Origin of the sequence: Synechococcus sp. MIT S9508, from assembly GCF_047303045.1 — a bacterium.
Taxonomy (GTDB): domain Bacteria; phylum Cyanobacteriota; class Cyanobacteriia; order PCC-6307; family Cyanobiaceae; genus Synechococcus_C.
This window is the reverse complement of record NZ_CP138941.1, coordinates 778,720-796,738: the sequence shown is the minus strand read 5'-3', so window position 1 is coordinate 796,738 and position 18,019 is coordinate 778,720. Positions and strand designations below refer to the sequence as shown.

Annotated in this window: 15 protein-coding genes; 5 read left to right on the top strand and 10 right to left on the bottom strand. The window is 58.9% G+C overall.

What is annotated here, in order from left to right; all coding sequences use genetic code 11:
• The 4 genes from SIB42_RS03955 to mnmE all read right to left on the bottom strand — a co-directional run bounded on the left by SIB42_RS03955 (position 1) and on the right by mnmE (position 5,144).
• A complete protein-coding gene (locus SIB42_RS03955) occupies positions 1–972 on the bottom strand; it encodes an asparaginase (protein WP_067096323.1) in 972 nt (323 codons plus the stop codon).
• Between the two features lie 26 nt (positions 973–998).
• Complete coding sequence (argS, locus tag SIB42_RS03950; RefSeq protein WP_067096146.1) at positions 999–2,786, bottom strand: arginine--tRNA ligase; 1,788 nt, start codon at positions 2,784–2,786, stop codon at positions 999–1,001.
• A 30-nt stretch (positions 2,787–2,816) separates the two neighbouring features.
• Entirely contained in the window at positions 2,817–3,695 is an 879-nt protein-coding gene (nadC, locus tag SIB42_RS03945; RefSeq protein WP_067096143.1) for a carboxylating nicotinate-nucleotide diphosphorylase, read from the bottom strand.
• Positions 3,696–3,782: 87 nt separating this feature from the next.
• On the bottom strand, positions 3,783–5,144 hold the full coding sequence (mnmE, locus tag SIB42_RS03940) for a tRNA uridine-5-carboxymethylaminomethyl(34) synthesis GTPase MnmE (protein WP_067096140.1): 1,362 nt from the start codon (positions 5,142–5,144) through the stop codon (positions 3,783–3,785).
• 76 nt (positions 5,145–5,220) lie between these two features.
• On the opposite strand from mnmE, the gene SIB42_RS03935 reads away from it, so the two are divergent.
• A complete protein-coding gene (locus tag SIB42_RS03935) occupies positions 5,221–5,676 on the top strand; it encodes a DUF2062 domain-containing protein (RefSeq protein ID WP_067096138.1) in 456 nt (151 codons plus the stop codon).
• A 133-nt stretch (positions 5,677–5,809) separates the two neighbouring features.
• On the opposite strand, the gene SIB42_RS03930 is transcribed toward SIB42_RS03935, so the two are convergent.
• From SIB42_RS03930 to SIB42_RS03920, 3 genes are read right to left on the bottom strand one after another with little or no spacing between them, the layout of a single operon-like run.
• The gene (locus SIB42_RS03930; RefSeq protein ID WP_231856437.1) at positions 5,810–6,634 is read right to left on the bottom strand and encodes a class I SAM-dependent methyltransferase; all 825 of its coding nucleotides are present in this window, start codon (positions 6,632–6,634) and stop codon (positions 5,810–5,812) included.
• 6 nt (positions 6,635–6,640) lie between these two features.
• Entirely contained in the window at positions 6,641–7,843 is a 1,203-nt protein-coding gene (locus tag SIB42_RS03925) for a cyclic nucleotide-binding domain-containing protein (RefSeq protein WP_231856436.1), read from the bottom strand.
• A complete protein-coding gene (locus tag SIB42_RS03920) occupies positions 7,824–10,154 on the bottom strand; it encodes a RelA/SpoT family protein (RefSeq protein ID WP_067096132.1) in 2,331 nt (776 codons plus the stop codon). Before SIB42_RS03920 ends, SIB42_RS03925 begins: the two co-directional genes overlap by 20 nt.
• A gap of 57 nt (positions 10,155–10,211) precedes the next feature.
• On the opposite strand from SIB42_RS03920, the gene SIB42_RS03915 reads away from it, so the two are divergent.
• The 4 genes from SIB42_RS03915 (at position 10,212) to SIB42_RS03900 (ending at position 15,595) form a co-directional block, all read left to right on the top strand.
• Positions 10,212–11,816 carry an ABC transporter ATP-binding protein gene (locus SIB42_RS03915; protein ID WP_067096318.1) on the top strand — a complete coding sequence of 535 codons (1,605 nt, stop codon included), beginning with the start codon at positions 10,212–10,214 and terminating at the stop codon, positions 11,814–11,816.
• 120 nt (positions 11,817–11,936) lie between these two features.
• Positions 11,937–12,515: a LuxR C-terminal-related transcriptional regulator gene (locus SIB42_RS03910; RefSeq protein WP_413328426.1), complete on the top strand. Its 579-nt coding sequence runs from the start codon at positions 11,937–11,939 to the stop codon at positions 12,513–12,515.
• A gap of 186 nt (positions 12,516–12,701) precedes the next feature.
• Entirely contained in the window at positions 12,702–14,339 is a 1,638-nt protein-coding gene (locus SIB42_RS03905; protein ID WP_067096128.1) for a cellulose binding domain-containing protein, read from the top strand.
• A 143-nt stretch (positions 14,340–14,482) separates the two neighbouring features.
• On the top strand, positions 14,483–15,595 hold the full coding sequence (locus SIB42_RS03900; RefSeq protein WP_197459900.1) for a transporter substrate-binding domain-containing protein: 1,113 nt from the start codon (positions 14,483–14,485) through the stop codon (positions 15,593–15,595).
• 125 nt (positions 15,596–15,720) lie between these two features.
• Here SIB42_RS03900 and SIB42_RS03895 read toward each other — a convergent pair whose 3' ends face one another.
• The 3 genes from SIB42_RS03895 to SIB42_RS03885 are packed head-to-tail and all read right to left on the bottom strand — an operon-like array spanning position 15,721 to position 17,956.
• Complete coding sequence (locus tag SIB42_RS03895; protein ID WP_067096122.1) at positions 15,721–16,713, bottom strand: RluA family pseudouridine synthase; 993 nt, start codon at positions 16,711–16,713, stop codon at positions 15,721–15,723.
• Positions 16,710–17,576: a ribosome biogenesis GTPase YlqF gene (gene ylqF / locus SIB42_RS03890; RefSeq protein ID WP_067096119.1), complete on the bottom strand. Its 867-nt coding sequence runs from the start codon at positions 17,574–17,576 to the stop codon at positions 16,710–16,712. Before ylqF ends, SIB42_RS03895 begins: the two co-directional genes overlap by 4 nt.
• Positions 17,573–17,956 carry a universal stress protein gene (locus tag SIB42_RS03885; protein ID WP_067096117.1) on the bottom strand — a complete coding sequence of 128 codons (384 nt, stop codon included), beginning with the start codon at positions 17,954–17,956 and terminating at the stop codon, positions 17,573–17,575. Before SIB42_RS03885 ends, ylqF begins: the two co-directional genes overlap by 4 nt.
• Between the last annotated feature and the right edge of the window lie 63 nt (positions 17,957–18,019).

Genomic DNA, 18,019 nt, shown 5'->3' with positions numbered 1-18,019 from the left:
TCAGATCAAGTCAGAGAGTTGGGCCCTGTCCAATCCAGCCATCAGAGCCAGCAGCAACAACACTCGCGCTTTCTGGGGACTGAGCCGCCCGGCGGGCAAAAGGCCAAGGCGGGCAAATTGCTCATCACGATGCACGGGCCCGGAACCACAGCGATTCGCCCTGAGCATGAGCGGCAGCGGCCCTGGCCAGTCTTCAAGAGCGCAGCGTTCAAGCACCGACAGCTGGCCAGCCCCAGTGCCCGTGAACACCAGACCCCGGACGCCGGCCGAAAGCAGGGCAGAAATCAGGAACGATGGAGGCTCGACGCAACCATGCAGGATCGCCACCTGGGGCCAGGGCTCGGCAAGCTGAAGGCCTGAGAAAGGAACAGGACGTGCTGGCTGCGCTGGAGGCAGGTGCACCCCCGCATCATCCACCCAACCCAAGGGGCCGACACCAGGGCTTTCAAAGGCACCAACCCCCTGAGTGGCGACCTTGGTGACCTCGCGAGCTGCATGGATCCAGCCATCCATCACCACAAGCACCCCCTGCCCAAGGGACTCCGGCGCTCTGGCCACCTGCATGGCCTGAAACAGATTGAGCGGACCATCAGCACTCAGTGCCGTTGCCGGCCGCATCGCCCCCACCAGCACCACCGGACGCGGGTCATCGATCAACAACTGCAACAGCCAGGCGGTTTCCTCCAGCGTGTTGGTGCCATGGGTGATCACCACCCCCGCCAGATCAGGATCGACGGCCAACGCCTCGCGGATACGCGCCACCAATCGGCGCCAGTGATCGAAGGTCAAATCCGCACTATCAACATTAGCGATCTGCTCCACCTCAATTGCAGCAAGCTGCTTCAGCTGGGGGAGCGACTGCAACAACTCCTCAGCAGTGATGACGCCTGCTGAGTAGTGATTCAAGGAGGTCACGTCACTCGCCTGGCCGGCGATGGTGCCACCAGTGGCCAACAACAGGAGCCGAGGCAGAGAGGAACCGCTCACTGGGGAACCACTCACATCCGCTCCAGAGTTGAGATTCCCAGCAGACCGAGTCCTGTTTTCAGGGTGTCGGCGGTGAGACGGCAAAGGGCTAGGCGCGAGGGCAGCGAAGCGGCGTCGGCCTTGAGCACTGGCACCTGGTCGTAAAAACGATTGAACACCTGGCTGAGCTCGAACAAATAGCTGCAGAGCCGATTGGGAAGCAGCTCCTCCTCTACCTCAGCAATCACGGCATCGAACTTGAGGAGTTCACGCACCAGAGCCCACTCCTGAGGTTCACTGAACTGCAGCTGAGCCGTTGAGACATCCAGATCGCCACCCTTGCGGGCGATGCCAGCGATCCGCACCAGTGCATAGAGCAGGTAGGGAGCCGTGTTGCCATGGAGGGCCAGCATCCGATCAAACGAGAACTGATAGTTGGTGATCCGGTTCTGACTGAGGTCGGCATATTTCACCGCCGCCAGGCCAACAGTGTTGGCCACATGATTGATGAAGTCTTCAGGCTCACTGCGCTCTTCGTCCTGGAGGCGCGAACGCAGGTCAGCTTCAGCGCGCTCCACCGCCTCATCGAGCAGATCACGCAGACGCACGGTGTCACCGGCCCGGGTCTTGAGCTTCTTGCCGTCTTCTCCCTGCACCAACCCGAAGGGCACATGCTCCAGGCGAGAGCCATCGGGAATCCAGCCAGCCCGTTCGGCCACCTGGAACACTCCCGCAAAGTGATTGGCCTGACCGGAATCGGTCACGTAGATCACCCGGCAGGCTGCATCACCATCGGGAGCTGCAGCGAACCGATAACGAATCGCCGCCAGATCGGTTGTGGCGTAATTGAAGCCCCCATCACTCTTTTGCACGATCACCGGCAGCGGCTTGCCGTCCTTGCCGCTGACCCCTTCCAGGAAGACGCACTCTGCCCCGTCGTCGGTGACCAGCAGATCAACCTGCTTCAGCCCATCGATCACCGCCGGCAGGAAGGGGTTGTAGAACGACTCACCTCGTTCACTGAGGCGGATGTCGAGCCGGTCGTAGATCTTCTGGAACTCGCGCCGCGACTGGTCACACAGGAGCCCCCATGCTTTGAGCGACAGAGGATCCCCTCCCTGCAGCTTCACCACTTCCTCGCGGGATGTGGTCTGAAACGCCTCGTCGTCATCAAAGCGTTTTTTGGCCTCCCTGTAGAAGGCCACGAGGTCACCGAGGTCGATGGCATCAGCGGTCTCGAGAGCGTCGGGAGCAACCTGCTTGAGATGGGTGATCAGCATCCCGAACTGGGTGCCCCAGTCGCCCACATGGTTCAGCCGCAACACCGGGTGGCCACGAAACTCCAGCACCCGAGCCAAGGAGTCGCCGATGATCGTGGAGCGCAGATGCCCCACATGCATCTCTTTGGCGATGTTGGGACTGGAGAAGTCCACAACCACCGGCGCAGCAACCTGGACGGGCGGAACGCCAAGCCGCTCATCGCCCAGGCGGGAGGCCACTTCCGCAGCCAGGCGCTCGGGTCGGATCGTGAGGTTGATGAACCCAGGGCCTGCGATCTGCGCCTCCAGGCACAGCTCGGAGAAGGCTGTATCCGCTTGCAGCTGCTCGACCATGGCCGTGGCGATCTGACGAGGCGCCTGCTTCAGCGGCTTGGCCAGTGGCAGAGCACCGTTGGACTGGAAATCCCCGAATTCGGGCTTGCTCGCTGGCGCCAACTGGGGGTCCAAGCCAGCCTCCCCCGCGTCAGCCCAGGCCTCGGGGAACGCCCGTTGCATCGCACCGCGCAACTGTATTTCAAGGGCGTTGGCGATGCGGAGCATGGACGGATCAACGGGCTTGGCAAGCCCTGATCATCCCCCGGCAGGTGCGAAACGCATACTCAGATCCAGCCAACGGCTGCGCGTGACAGGAGCACTGGTGGAAATCAGATCGATGCCTGTGGCGGCATAGGCGCGCAGATCAACGGGTTGAATCCCGGAGGCTTCGAGAACCACAGCCCCGGAGCCAGCCCGCTCCACCGCCAGCTGGCGCAACCTGGGCACCAAGCTGATCAGCTGCTCAGGCGTGAACTCATCCAGCAGCACAGCATCTGCTCCGGCAATCACGGCCTTCGAAGCTTCCTGCTCGGTTTCCGCTTCCACAATCACCCGCGCCGGCCATGGAGCTGAGGCCCGCACAGCGGCAATCGATGCTTCAACGCCACCCGCCCAGGCCAGATGGTTTTCCTTGAGCATGGCGGCGTCATCTAGGCCCAGTCGATGATTGACACCCCCACCCATGCGCACGGCGTACTTCTCAAGTTCGCGCAGGCCCGGTGTCGTCTTACGCGTGTCGGCAAGGCGCACACCGCTTCCCTGCAGTTCTCTCACCAGGGCCGCTGTGGCCGTGGCGATGCCGGAAAGACGCATCGCCAGATTCAGCGCGGTCCGTTCAGCCCCAACCAAGGCAGTGGCCTGACCGTCGAGTCGGAGCAGCGTGTCGCCGGACTGCACCGCAGCACCATCGGGCACCAGGCACTCGGCCTCGAGCTTGGGATCCAACAGGCGAAACAGCTGCAGAGCAAGGCTGCCGCCGCAGAACACACCCTCCTGCTTCGCGATCCAGCTCGCCTGAGCCCGCCGTCCGCTCAGGGCGGGCGCGGTGAGATCGCCTCGGCCAATATCCTCTGCCAGCCAGTGCTGAAGTTGCGCCTGAAGCCGGGGTGCCGTTAAAGGCTGCTCAACATTCATCACTGCGGAACCACCCGCTTACAGGCCTGGATCCATCATGCGGGCACGACGGTTCGGGCCAAACCTGCAGCGCTTTATTTACCAACTTCATTTGCCAATGCAAAAGCGGGAAAAAATACGGTCCAGCACCGATTCCGTGAGTTCTTCCCCCGTGATCTCGCCAAGGCTGTGAATGGCTTCACGCAGGTCAATCGTCCAGAAATCCCAGGGCAGTCCATCGGCGGCAACCTGCTCACTGCGATCAAGAGCAGCAGCAGCCACCCGTGCCAAATCAGCCTGTCGTTGGTTGAGCGCCAGCAGCAGGGAGCCGTCGCTGAGTGCGCCGCAACGATCCAGAAGAGCCTGCACCAGCTGCGCTTCCCCAACACCTGTCACCGCAGAAAGATGCACATCGGCCGGAGCCGCAAGATCACTGAGATCAGCCTTATTTCCCACCAGCAGATAGGGCACATCAGCTGGGATCTGCTCTCGCAGCAGCTGATCCTCAGCGGTCCAGCCGTCAACGAGATCAAACAGAAGCACAACCAGGTCGGCACTGGCCAAAGCATCGTGGCTGCGGGCAATACCCAGCTGCTCAACCGCATCGTTGGTGCTGCGGATCCCGGCGGTGTCGAGCAGCGTGATCGGAACGCCCTCCAGCACGATTTCACTTTCCAGCAGGTCTCTTGTGGTTCCAGGTAGATCGGTCACGATGGCTCGCTCCCGCCGACTCAGCCGATTCAGAAGTGAGCTCTTGCCGACGTTGGGCCTGCCGACGAGCGCCACCCGCAACCCCTGACGCAGGGCGACACTGCGCTCCCCATCCGCCACAAGTTGCAGCAGCTCGTCGCGCACCGACTGCAGAGCCTTCAGCAACGCAGGGCCATCGAGAGCTGGCAGATCCTCCTCAAAATCAACGCGGGCTTCCAGCTCACTGAGCTGATCCAGCAGCCGTTCGCGCAACACCTGGATCCGGCGCTGAATGCCACCATCCACCCCTGCCATGGCCAACTGCGCAGCACGCTGACTGCGGGCAGCCACCAGATCGCCGATCGCCTCAGCACGCGTGAGATCGAGGCGCCCTTTCAGGACGGCTCTCTGACTGAATTCACCGGGCAATGCACGGCGAATCCCAGGCTGCTCGAGCACACGGGCCATCACCCGCTGCACGGCCATCACGCCGCCATGGCAATGGATTTCCACCACGTCTTCAGCGGTGAAACTGCGCGGGGCCAGCATCAACAGCACCAGCACCTCATCGAGTCGCTCCACTCCATCGGCTGCCATCACGTGGCCGTAAAGCACCCGATGGCTCTCCCACAGCTGTGCACCGGGGAAGCAAGCGATCTCGCTCACCGCCCGCTGAGCATCAGGGCCTGACAGGCGAATCACCGCGATGCCGCCCTGGCCGGGCGCCACTGCTGTGGCCACGGCAGCAATGGTTTGCCTCTCCAGGTTGATCTCCTGCATCGCAGCGCTGCAACAGCCCCTACCCCACTCCCTACGATCACATCCTCAGTGCCATGCGAGAACCGCCAACACTCCCATGGGCCGGATGCTGAGAAAGGCACATCGACGCCTGCAGCGAAGTCTGCAATGGATCTGGCAACAGGAAGGCACTCCAGGACAGCGCGCCCGTGGACTCGCTGCCGGCATCTTCTGCGGCTGCTTTCCGATTTTTGGCTTACAGACACTGGTGGGAATCGCCCTCGCCAGTGTGGTGCGCGGGAACCATCTGCTGGCAGCCGCTGGCACCTGGATCAGCAATCCCTTCACCTATCTGCCGCTTTACTGGTTCAACTACCAGATCGGGGCTCTAGTGCTCGGCCCGGGTCGCGCATGGCCAGGCTTCGACGCCCTTCAGCAGGATGGCTTCAGCCAGTTGGGTTGGAGTGTGATCAGCCGTTTGCTGCTTGGTTCCAGCATCACAGGGGCCATCTGCGCGACGCTCGGCTGGTGGATCAGCCTGCGTTGGCTTCACCAGCAAGAGCGCAAACGCTGAATCTTGTCCGTTGAATCATCAAAGAGCGATCACGCCCGGTAAGCAACAGTTTCAAGGTCATCTATTTCATGGACTCGAACGCCGAAGTCATACCCACGCTCCGAATATCTCACTGACCAGCTCGAAGAACTAATCATTCAGAACTGACTTCACCAGTTGCGAGAAAGACTCCAACCAATGCCCACGCATCGGGGGCATCAATCAGGGCATCCGCATCCGCAAGCGTTCTCAACGCAGCCTCGAGCTCATCACCTTGAAGCAGAAGTCGCTTGAAACCGAGAGTGATGTCTAGAAATGCCCTCATCCCCAACTGACACGAGGTGATCGTCTCGACATTCAGGTGAACATTGACGAAGCCCGACTGCTGCATCAGCCTTCCGAGTTCACGGCCTATACGTCGGTTTCCTCCCTGCTTGGCCTGGGCTCGTGCCGCAGCCTGGGTGAAAGCACGAAAACCTTCAGGCTCAGGGACCAGAGTGAGCCAGTCGTCATCGATATCCATTATGCAAAGGCAACCTCCGGGTTTCAGCAATCTCCGCACCTGATCGAGTGCCCTGCTCGGTTGATCAAGATGTTGAAAAAGAAGCCTTGCGTAGATGAAATCGAAACTGGCCTCTGGCAGTGGAGGTTGATAGACATCACCCCGCACGAAGTGGATGGTGTTAAGGCCGACGGCAACTGCTTCAGACTTCGCCTGCTCAAGCAGTGCCTCATTGAGATCCATCGCGGTGACACGACTGGATGGATGACTCTCAGCGATCAAACGCGTGATCACCCCAGGACCACAGGCAAGATCAAGTACATCAAGACCGTCTTTCAGACCCATGCGCCGAAGCAGCTGAAGTTCAAGCTCAGCCGATCGTCGAGCCTGCAACTGCAGGCGCTCCAGCTCTCCACTCTCTTCTCCCAGAGCAGCAAAGTCATAGGAGCCTGCAGAGGAATCGGACTGCATAGCCATATGAACTCAAGGGGATTGACTGAGCTGCCACAAACGATCTGTGGTTTTCGACAGACGCTCTGAAAGCACCATCGACAAATTACGCAGCATCAGCGCTGCCGCCTCGGGATGGGATTTGATCGCACGACGAAGAAAGTTCTGAGTCAACACCAGGACGCGCAGGGAAGTGACTGCTACGACATCGGCACTGCGGCGCTGACGGCCGAGAAAGCCCATCTCTCCGAAAACCGAACCGGTCCGAAGCAGAGCAAGTGAAAGGCGCTCGCCGTTGTCCTTCTGACGCCAAACCTCAGCGACCCCCTCCAGAACAACGAATAAATCCTGCTGAGGATCTCCCTGCCTCACCAAACGATCACCTGCCTGGCATGACAAAACAGTGCCTGTTTTCAGCAGTGCTCTCACCTGTTCGTCCTGCATCCGCTGGAAAAGAGGAATCTCATTGTTCTGATCGCAGAGAGCGGCACCCACCTGATCCCAAAATTGATCCGGCTCCACCAACCGGTGATTCAACCCCTGATACATCGCGCACAGCCCCGACAAGAAAGCTCCATCACCCCAGCGATCCTCAGCGACTCGACCATGGGGATGACGCATCAGAGGAGAGCGACTGATCTTCAGATGTGAGACATCGTTGAGAGCCAGCAACATCGGCACCTGATAGCCAATCCCTGGCCAGTCAACCCCTGAGCAGAAACGTCGGTATCCCAGTTGCTCATAGAACTCCACCAAACCTGGATTGGCGTGGCAGAGATCCAGACGGATTCCAGCCTGGATGGCATCTCCGTAACAGCGGTTGAAGAGCAGTCCAAGCGGCGTGCCACCTCGGCACGCCGCCTGAAGCATCAATCTCGAGGTGTAGGACATCGACTTCCAAGAGACATGCTCTAACAAGGGCATCAAAGCCTCTGCCATCACTCGGAGCTGACTGTCAGGGTCATCGAGATCACCAAGCAGATTCAGGCGCAGCGTGCCGACCAATTTGCCCTCAGAATCACGAAGGCCATACAACCGAGCTGCTATGTCGAGGGAGTCACGAATCCAGCGACGACGATGATCCGCATCTGGAGGAGACTTTCCCATCTCCTCCACATAAATTTCATATCGCAAGGCAAAGATCTCTTCACGCTCCTCCTGAGACTGAGCCAGCACGACATGAACCTTGCAAAGGTCCGTCATTGCACCGAGGTCTTCACTGACCCGTTCGTGCAATGTCGATCACATCCGCCATCGAACGGATCTGGTGCATGGTGCGCTGCAACTGCTCGGCGCTGGCCAACTCCAGACGAAGGTCAATACGCGCCGGTCTTCCATAAGTGGTCTTGACACGGGCGTCACTGACATTGATGCGTCCATCGGAGAGGCGCATCAGGATGTCCTTGAGAATTCCCACACGGTCGATCACCTCGATGCGAAGCTGCGCTGGGAAGCGCTGCTCCCTTGCTGCCAAGACTGGATTCCAGCGAACGGGAAGTCGCCGTTCACTGGGTATCGCCTCCACATTGGAGCAGTCCTGGCGATGCACGGTGATGCCATGGTTTCCGAGGGCAACCGTGCCCAGAATCGGCTCGCCAGGAAGGGGACTGCAACAACCACCCAAACGGTAGTCGAGCCCCTCGACACCGAGGATCGGGTCCTGTTGCTCATGAGTTGAGCGGGGAGTTGTAGTTTCGGCCTGCTGGACCAGCTGGCGGGCCACATCCTCATTGCTGAGCGGCGCCTCCTCGATCGTGGCCTGCAGGCGGATCTCCTCTCGCAGCCGATTGAGCACCTGATGCAGGGTGACGGCTCCGAATCCGAGGGCAGCAAGCAGGTCTTCAGTACTGAGGAGGTTGCATCGCTCTGCCACTCGCGTCATCGCATCGCTGCTGAGCAGCGAGTCGAATCCACTGCGGCCGAGCTCCCGCTCGAGCAGATCCTTGCCGCGCTCGATGGTTTCATCACGATGGCTGCGCTTGTACCACTGACGGATGCGATTACGAGCCGTGGGCGTCGCCACAAAGTTGAGCCAGTCGAGGCTGGGATGCGCTGTCTTGCTCGTGAGCACATTCACAAAATCACCGTTCTGAAGCGGCGTCGACAGCGGGGAGAGTCGATCGTTAATGCGCACGCCATGGCAGTGATTACCCACTTCCGAGTGAATGCGATAGGCAAAATCCACGGCCGTCGATCCCTTGCGCAAACCCAGCACGTCGCCTTTAGGAGTAAAGACGAACACCTCTTCATCGAAGAGATCTTCCTTAATCGAAGCGAGGTAGTCGTTGTGGTCGTCAGCCCCCCCTTGCTGCTGCCAATCAACAAGCTGCCGCAACCAGTTGAAGCGTTCCGTGTCTCCACCAGCGGCTGGTGAACCACCCTCCTTGTATTTCCAGTGCGCGGCGATGCCGAACTCCGCCACCCGGTGCATGTCCAATGTTCGGATCTGCACTTCGATCGGACGATGACGTCCGATCACAGCCGTATGCAACGACTGATAGCCATTGGGCTTGGGCAAACCGATGTAGTCCTTGAAGCGCCCGGGAATGGGGCGGAAGGTGTCGTGCACAACCGCCAGAGCCCGATAACAAGCCTCAACACTGGGGGTGAGGATCCTCAGGGCCGCCACGTCATAGATCTCGTGGAAGGCTTTTTGCTGCCGCTGCATCTTGGTCCAGATGCCGAAGAGGTGCTTGGGACGGCCGCTCACCTCACAGTTCTCAAGCCCGACAGCTGCCAATCGATCACTGAGCAACTGAACGGTGACTCCTAAACGTTCCTCGCGCTCGCTGCGCTTGGTCGCAACTTCCTGCTGAATCTCCCTGAAGGCATCCGGCTCGAGCAACTTGAAGGACAGATCCTCCAGCTCCCATTTGAAGCGACCGATGCCAAGCCGATTGGCCAAAGGTGCATAAATCTCCCGCGTTTCACGGGCGATGCGCTGGCGCTTTTCCTCGCGCAACGCCCCAAGCGTGCGCATGTTGTGCAACCGGTCTGCAAGCTTGACCAGCACAACTCGAATGTCGCTGGCCATCGCCAGAAACATCTTGCGCAGGTTTTCAGCTTGAGCCTCGGTGCGATTGGTGAAGTGAAGACCTCCAAGCTTGGTGACTCCTTCCACCAGTTCCCGGACCTCCGGACCGAAGTGACTCTCTAGCTGCTCAGGGGTGACGTCCGTGTCCTCCACCACATCGTGGAGGAAGCCTGCAGCAATCACACTGGCGCTGGCACCGATATCCCTGAGAAGATCAGCCACCGCCACCGGATGAACGATGTAAGGGTCCCCGCTGGCTCTGAACTGGCCCTCATGCAGCTGAAAGGCAAAATCGAAGGCCGCTGCTAGCAGAGCCTCTGAGTCGGTGGGACAGCTATGACCAATCCCTGGTGGCACGTGATCGATGCACTCACGCAACCAGGCAGGCAGGTGAATACCGTAGTCGTCGGCTGAACGGATAGGCCGATCTCTCAGAGCCACAAGACCACAAGACGGTGCAGCGGATCCGTTCCGGATCTGCACTTCGACCGTCTCGGAGGTGGCGTTGAGCATCCGACCCGACAGGTGAATCCATGGTATGTAGCCATGAGCACCTGCGCTTCGATTGCCATGACAACCGCGCCAGGGACTGTCCTGGAGCTCGAACAATTTCGACTTCGTTATCCAGGAAGCCAGGCTTGGACCCTCGATGGGCTTGACCTGCGACTGCATCCCGGCGAACGCCTTGCCCTGGTGGGTCCCTCCGGCTGCGGCAAGAGCACGGTGGCCAGAGCAGTGCTGCAACTGCTGCCTCCGGGCAGCAATTGCGAAGGAGGCCTGATCCTGAACGGTCACGATCCCCGCAACCTCAGCCTTGCCGATCTGAGGAGATTGCGCGGTGAGTCGGTGGGACTGGTGTTTCAGGATCCGATGACACGCCTGAATCCACTGATGACCGTGGGTGGTCACCTGCTGGACACCCTGGGTGCACATCGGCCAGGCATGAACCATGCAGAACGTCTCCAGCGGGCCGAGGAGCTGCTGGAGCAGGTGGGCATCGGCGCCACTCGCTTCCGCGCCTACCCGCATGAATTCAGCGGCGGCATGCGCCAGCGCCTGGCCATCGCCCTTGCCATTGCCCTGAGCCCTCCCCTGGTGATCGCGGACGAACCCACCACAAGCCTGGATGTGGCCGTGGCAGGCCAGGTGATGGCTGTTCTGAGAGCGCTGTGTGAGGAACTTGGTAGTGCTCTGTTGCTGATCACCCACGATCTGGCCATGGCCAATCGCTGGTGCGAACGCATGGCCGTGCTGGACGGTGGTCGCGTCGTGGAGGTCAACCGCAGCGATGTGGTCCTCACCTATCCCAGCTCCAGAGTGGGACAACGGCTGCTGACCGCTGCCCGCGCTCGAGAAGGGGGAAGCACCCCTCAAGCACCTGCCACCGACACGGTGCTGGCTGTACAGGAACTGCGCTGCTGGCACAACCTGGGTGGTCCACCCTGGAATCCAACCTGGCTGAAGGCCGTTGACGGCATCAGCTTCCAGTTGCGAGCTGGTGAAACCCTCGGAGTGGTGGGAGGTTCTGGCTGTGGCAAAAGCACCCTCTGCCGTGCCCTGATGGGACTCACACCGATTCGTGGCGGCAGGGTGCAGCTCCTCGGCAAGGATCTGCTGAGACTGCGGGGACGTGAAGCGCGCCAGGTATGGCGGACCATTCAGATGGTGTTCCAGGACCCCCTGGCCTGCCTGAATCCAGCCATGTCGGTGGTGGACGCCATCGTCGATCCTCTGCGCATCCACAATTTGGCCTCACCAGCGGCCGCTCGAGAACAAGGCCGTCAGCTGATGGAACGCGTCGGGCTTGTACCCGCAGATCGTTATCAGAATCGCCTACCCCGCCAGCTTTCCGGGGGCCAGCAGCAACGGGTCGCCATCGCCCGAGCCCTGGCCCTGAAACCTAAGGTGCTGATCTGTGATGAAAGCGTGAGCATGCTGGATGCCGAAATCCAGGCTGAGGTTCTGGCACTGCTGCGCCAGCTGCAGCAGGAGCTCGGGCTGGCCATGATTTTCATCACCCATGACCTTTCAGTGGCCAGTGGCTTCTGCCATCGACTGATCGTGCTCAACAAAGGACATGTCGTGGAGGAGGGACCTGGCGACCGACTGCTGCATCAACCACAAGCCGAGATCACGCGAACACTCGTCGAAGCCTGTCCGCGCTTGCCAAGTTGATGTATGCCCCAAAACGAAAGTCAAACCAGCGATCTTGAAAAAGCACGCAGAATTCGTTCACTGGTCCACGATCAAGATTTACTCATCTGCCTCTACCCACATCTTTTTGCAGTTGAGCAAATGCTGCGACTTTCAGGGATGCAAAGCAAAAGAATCAGGCGCTTTTATGACTCCAGAGCTGAAGCGATGATTTATCTGAAAAACGTCAATACCCCTCACTGGCTTCTCGTATCCGAGCAACTCAATGACGGAAGCGGACTGGACTTGCTGCGTGACTGCAAACGCTTCCCTATCAACCATCGCACACTGCTCCTGATCAATCGTCAAGGCAAAAGCAGCTTGCGAATTGCCCGAAGACTGAACGTTGATGCAATTCTGAATGAACGGAGTGTGGAGCAACGCTCCGGAGCGTTGATTAACGCTCTGACTTCCATGAAGCAAGGCAAACATTATGAGGATCCAAGTCTCCTGGAGGGGGAAAGAATTCTTGCCCGGGAGAATGCAAAAGTGCTGTCAGAACGCCAGCTTGAAATTCTCGCCTTGGTCGCCGAGGGGCGGAGCAATCGTCAAATCGCAGATCAGCTCAACATCTCCGTCAACACTGCTCGCGATCACTGCAGTGAGATCCTCACGCGCCTGGACGTCAGCAACAGAGCCAGTGCCGTCTCCGCAGCATTAAGGCTCGGGCTCATTCCCTAACCCGCGCTCCAGAAAACCCCCCATTTGCAGGATTGGCGTTCATACGGTTTCAGCCGTGAATGGAACAACCAAGGCAGCGACCGCGTTTCCCTCAACACGAAATGATCCGGACACATCCCGACTTTCGTGAGACAGATCTGAATCACATCTCGTCGCTGCACTGGATCTGTACCTCTCATTCATGCCATGACGCCATCTGAGTCACTGCAGGTCTCAATCGGTGGGGACATTTGGTGGGGCGGCTTCACTGCCGACCTAGCCATCACCAATTCAAGTGATCAAGCTCTTGAAGACTGGAGCATCAGCTTCACCAGTCGCCATCAACTCGACCCCAATGCCTGGGGAGTCGCTCTCGAAAGCGAATCCTTGGACAACGGACTGACGCGCTACACCCTCACAGGAGCGAATTGGGGCAGTCGCATCCCAGCAGGAGCAACGATCAATGTTGGCTTCAACGGATCACAGGGCAGTGACCTTGGACGCGACGGCAGCCTGACCGAACAGATGCTGGTTTCAGAGGCTGGCTTGAACACCAGCACCAGCACCGACTCCAATCCCGACTCCGCCATGACCATGGCCGGGATGCCGATCAGCGAAACAGCCATGGGCGCCATGTCGATGAAGACTGCCGGAATGGGCGACCATGCCGGCCACGATCACTCCATGCATCAGCAAGCCGCCACTGCAGGTAATTACACGGATATCAACAGCTGGGGAAATTTCCATGACTCCAATCACAATTCCGAGCACAACGAACTGGTCGGAGGGCGCACAGCTATCACCACCGAGGCCTTGGAGGCTTACAACGGCCTGCGTGCTTTCGCAGGACTTGACGCTGTAGGCATTGAAGCGGTCGGCGAATGGGCTTTTGCCAACGGCCTGACCAACAATTCTCAAGCCTGGGGAAATGACACCAAGGGGGTTGGCCTTTGGTATGCCATGCAGGGAGCCAAGGTGGGCTGGATTGCAGATCAGGCCTATGACCCTCAGATCCTGGCCGACATCCAACGAACGGCACGACTGGGATCCCAAGACGACGTGATGGGAATGGTCCGTGAGTTTGGCCATGAGGGATTTGCCGACTACATCGAGCAATCCGGGTTGAGGGACAACTTCATCAACACCTTGAAAATGGAGCCCCATTACGGAGGCTGGATGCATGGCCGCACCCATGGATTTTTAGACATTGAAGGTGTGGCGATTGCCCATGACATCAACCACCTCACGGTGCTGGGATGGGATCAGGACCAACCCTTCATGAATGACACCTTCGACTGGCCGCAATGGCCGGCACTGGATGTTTCTGATCCCACGGTGATCAACTATTACCAGGGAATTGTTTCGCTGGGCAATCCACTCGCTCAAAATCTGGAGGCGCTATCAAGTCCTGGAGTTATCAATCCGGAGCCACAAACCGTTCCTTTGCCAGGCCCCATTCTCCCAGAGCCACAACCAGACAAGACTGATCTTCTAACAGGCGAACCTGTCGATGTTGAAGTGAGTGGCGATCTCTGGTGGGGTGGATTCACTGCCTCTCTCACGGTGACGAATCAGAGCGAACAGCAACTTGACAACTGGTCGGTGAGCTTCAACAGCAACCACAGGTTTTATGGCGAATCCTGGGGAGTCAACGTGGCAACTGAGCAACTTGATGGAGAGCTTTATCGCTATGAACTCTCTGGAGCGGATTGGGGCTCAACCATCGGTGCTGGCCAGTCCATGACAGTGGGATTCAATGCCCTCGCAGGCACGGATCTAGGCCGTAGCGGAGCGCTGAGCGAAGCCATATTGGTGGCAGCAGGTAGCGAAATCACACCGCTCTGAGCACGACGGCCAAGCCGCAAAGAGTCAGATGCCTGAATCATCCCTGGCGATGCCAAAGGGATGACTCAGGCCCCTGGACAAAGTCAACCGCAGCAGAAAGCACATCGTGGATTTGACTAGTCACCATTGCGATGTGGCCTGTGATGTCGAGACGACTTGGAACCGTCCTAATCCTGAGCCTGGGCACTCTCTGGGTTTGTGCGATGGGCGGTCTTCCTCAGCCGTCCCATGCCAACAATGAGATCAAGGATGCTCAGGATCCTGTAGACGTGATCTGGTTTCCCAATCCTCCCTACGCCGTTAACCGTAAAGGCGTTCCCGCAGGGTTTGAGATCGATCTTTGGCGCATGATCGCCGAAACACGCGAGATTCCTTATCGCATTCGCAAAGCGGACAGCTTTGAAGACTTGCTGGAAGCCATCCAAACCAACCAAGCTGATCTGGCCATTTCCGGTGTTCTGATCAACGAAAATCGCAGCAAACAATTCCGGTTTTCCTTTCCAACTGCCAGCAGTGACCTGAAGATCTACACGCTGGACAACCAGGAACCCGCCGCCATCAAAATGCTGCGCATTTTGTTATCGAAGCAGGTGTTATTGATCTTCCTTGGACTAGCACTGATCGCCTGCATCTTCGCGCTACCGGTTTGGTTCGTGGAGCGGAAAAGGCCTGATCTTGCGGATAAGCGCAAGCGGCACCAACTGATCTTCATCCTTCAGAAGACCCTGCTGCTCTCAACGGATCACACACGCCATACCCGCACCCGTTTGATCTCCATCGGCTCCCTATTCGCAAGAGTTCTGCTCACGGCCTATTTCACATCGTTCATCCTGAAAGTCGCCACCAGCGAAACGAACGCGAACTCCGGCAATCAGATGGAGGACCTCAACTTCGAAATCCTGAAGAACAGCACATTTGCCGCCATCCCTGGATATATCCAAACGTCAATCCTGAAAAGCAATGGCGCAAAAATAGTGGATTGCGACGTTGCGGAAACCTGCATTGGCCTCCTGCAGTCAGAGAAGGCCGATGCCATTCTCGACGACATGCTGACAATGCGTTCGGCCTTGAAGACCATGCCTCCAGAGCCGAAGGTGACACCAGCATCGGAGAAACTGATGACCCTGTTCATGGCCTTCTCCATCTCCGACCAATTCGGGAAGGATCCACGATCCCGCATGATCAACGACGGCATTGCGCGCAGCTATTACGACGGCACTCACGCCAAGCTGAGTCGAATCTGGCTACAGGAATAGAAGGCCAAAAGTAATCAGCAATGCCACGAATAAACTCGAACTAAAATCTTATTACTGGCCCCATTGATAACGATCAATTGCACTCATTCAGCATGCAAACAGTTGCTTCAAAAAGCAAACTTGGATCAAACGCGTCTTCTGAGCACCATCAGTAATTTCTCCATCACCGGCGGAAGTGGAGATTCAAACAGCATCCGCTCACGGCTAATCGGGTGGTCGAGGCCGAGCTGGAAGGCATGAAGAGCCTGGCCCGGCAATTCAATCGGCAATTTGCGGCAGCGGCTGTAGGTGGGATCGCCCACCACCGGGTGATTGATGTGCGCGCAATGCACCCGAATCTGGTGGGTGCGGCCAGTATCAAGTTTGAAACGCAACAGCGAATAATCGCCGAGTCGCTCCTCCAGGTTCCAGTGCGTGCAGGCATGACGGCCATTGTCTCCACTGACAACCGCATATTTCTTACGGTCGACCGGATGACGACCGATCGCTCCCACAATCGTGCCGCTGTCTCCTGTGGGCACACCATGCACCACCGCCAGATACTCCCTTGAAGCGATGCGTTGCTGAATCTGGGTCTGGAGGCGAACCAGGGCCTCCTGGCTCTTGGCAATCACGATGCAACCGGTGGTGTCCTTATCGAGACGGTGCACGATTCCTGGACGCAGCTTGCCGCTGATGCCAGGCAGATCAGGACAGTGATGCAGCAAACCATTCACGAGCGTGCCGTCTTTGTTGCCAGGCGCCGGATGCACGGTGAGACCAGCCGGTTTGTTGATCACGATCAGGTGCTCATCCTCAAAGAGCACATCGAGATCCATCGGCTGGGGCTTCAGATATGGGAGCGGTTCAGGAGGCGGCATCCAAAGCAGTACCTCATCACCAGGCCGCAAGGGCGTCTTGGCCTTACCGGTCTTGCCGTTCACACGCACATAACCGGCATCAATAAACTTTTGAATGCGGGCGCGGCTCTGCTCAGTGCGCTGACTCACCAGCCAACGGTCCAGCCGCATCGGCAGCGGCTTGGGATAGGTGAGCGACAGCAACTCCCCCTCGCCCTCACCGAACCCATCGGTGAACGTTTCTTCCGGCAGCGGAGGGCGGCTCCAGGCAGGGGTCATGCCGGCAACTCCAAAGCGATGCTGCCCAACGCCGACTTACGGAAATCGTCCAGCAAGCGCTGGGCCATGCGCGCCGTGTCTGAGGAGGTATGGCGCTGGGCCACGGCCTGAAGCCAAAGGGCCGGGTCTTCGGTTTCACCGGACAAAGGCGTGCCATAACGCCCTTGCAACACAGCAAGCGCCACACCGGAAGACGGCTGCTGCTGCAGACCCATCAACAACCGCAAAAACGCCTGAGCAACCATTTCGCCGTCATAGGCAGCCTGGCCGATGTCATCACAGAGGGCCAGATGCAACGCGGCCTGCTGATCATCAAGCCTGGGCGGCAACACTCCCGGCGCATCCAGCAGGTCGATGCCCTGGCCAAGGCGCACCCAACGCAGGGTCCGGGTGACACCAGCCCGACGGGCACTGGCCACCACCTTCTGCTTCACCAGCCTGTTGATCAGCGCTGACTTCCCCACATTGGGAAAACCCAAGGTGAGCGCCCGTACCGGCCTAGGGCGCATGCCCCTGTTCCGCCGCCGTTCGTTCAGCTGATCGCCGGCACGAATCGCCGCCTGCTGCACCTGCTTGACCCCGGTGCCCGCCTTGGCATCACACCAAACTGTGCGCTGGCCCTGGCCCTTGAACCATGCCTCCCAGGCGGTTCGTGCCTCAGCAGTGACCATGTCTCGACGGTTGATCACCAGCAGATGCTGCTTGCCCTTGATCCAACGGCTGAGGTGGGGATGACCTGTGGCCAGGGGGATGCGTGCATCGCGCACCTCAATCACCAGATCAACCTTGTCGAGATTGCGACGGAGCTGCTGCTCTGCCTTGGCGATGTGGCCTGGATACCACTGAATCGGTGGTGAGCTCACGGCACCACCAACACAGGGCAGGGAGCCAGCTGGAGCACCTGTGCGGCGGTGCTGCCGCTGTCGGATTCCAAATTCACACCCCTGGTTCCCATCACGATCACATCCACATTCAAGTCATTAACCACATCACAGATCACCGAGGCCGGCTTGCCACTGCGCTCGACCTCCTGACAGATGACGCCGGCCTGTTCACAGCGTTTACGGGTCTGACTAAGCACCCCTGCAACTGCTTCATGATCATGCTTCTTCCCAGTCACAGGCGTCAGAACCGACAGCAGCACCAGACGACTGCCATCACGGCGCGCGAGCTCCAGAGCCTTGCCCTCAGGCTCCAGGGCCTCACGGCTCGGATCGATAGGCAACAGTACGGTCTCGAACATTCAAACGACCTCCGCCCCCCATTAAGCCAGTCCTAGCGCTGGGCCTGCAGAACTCGGGTTAAT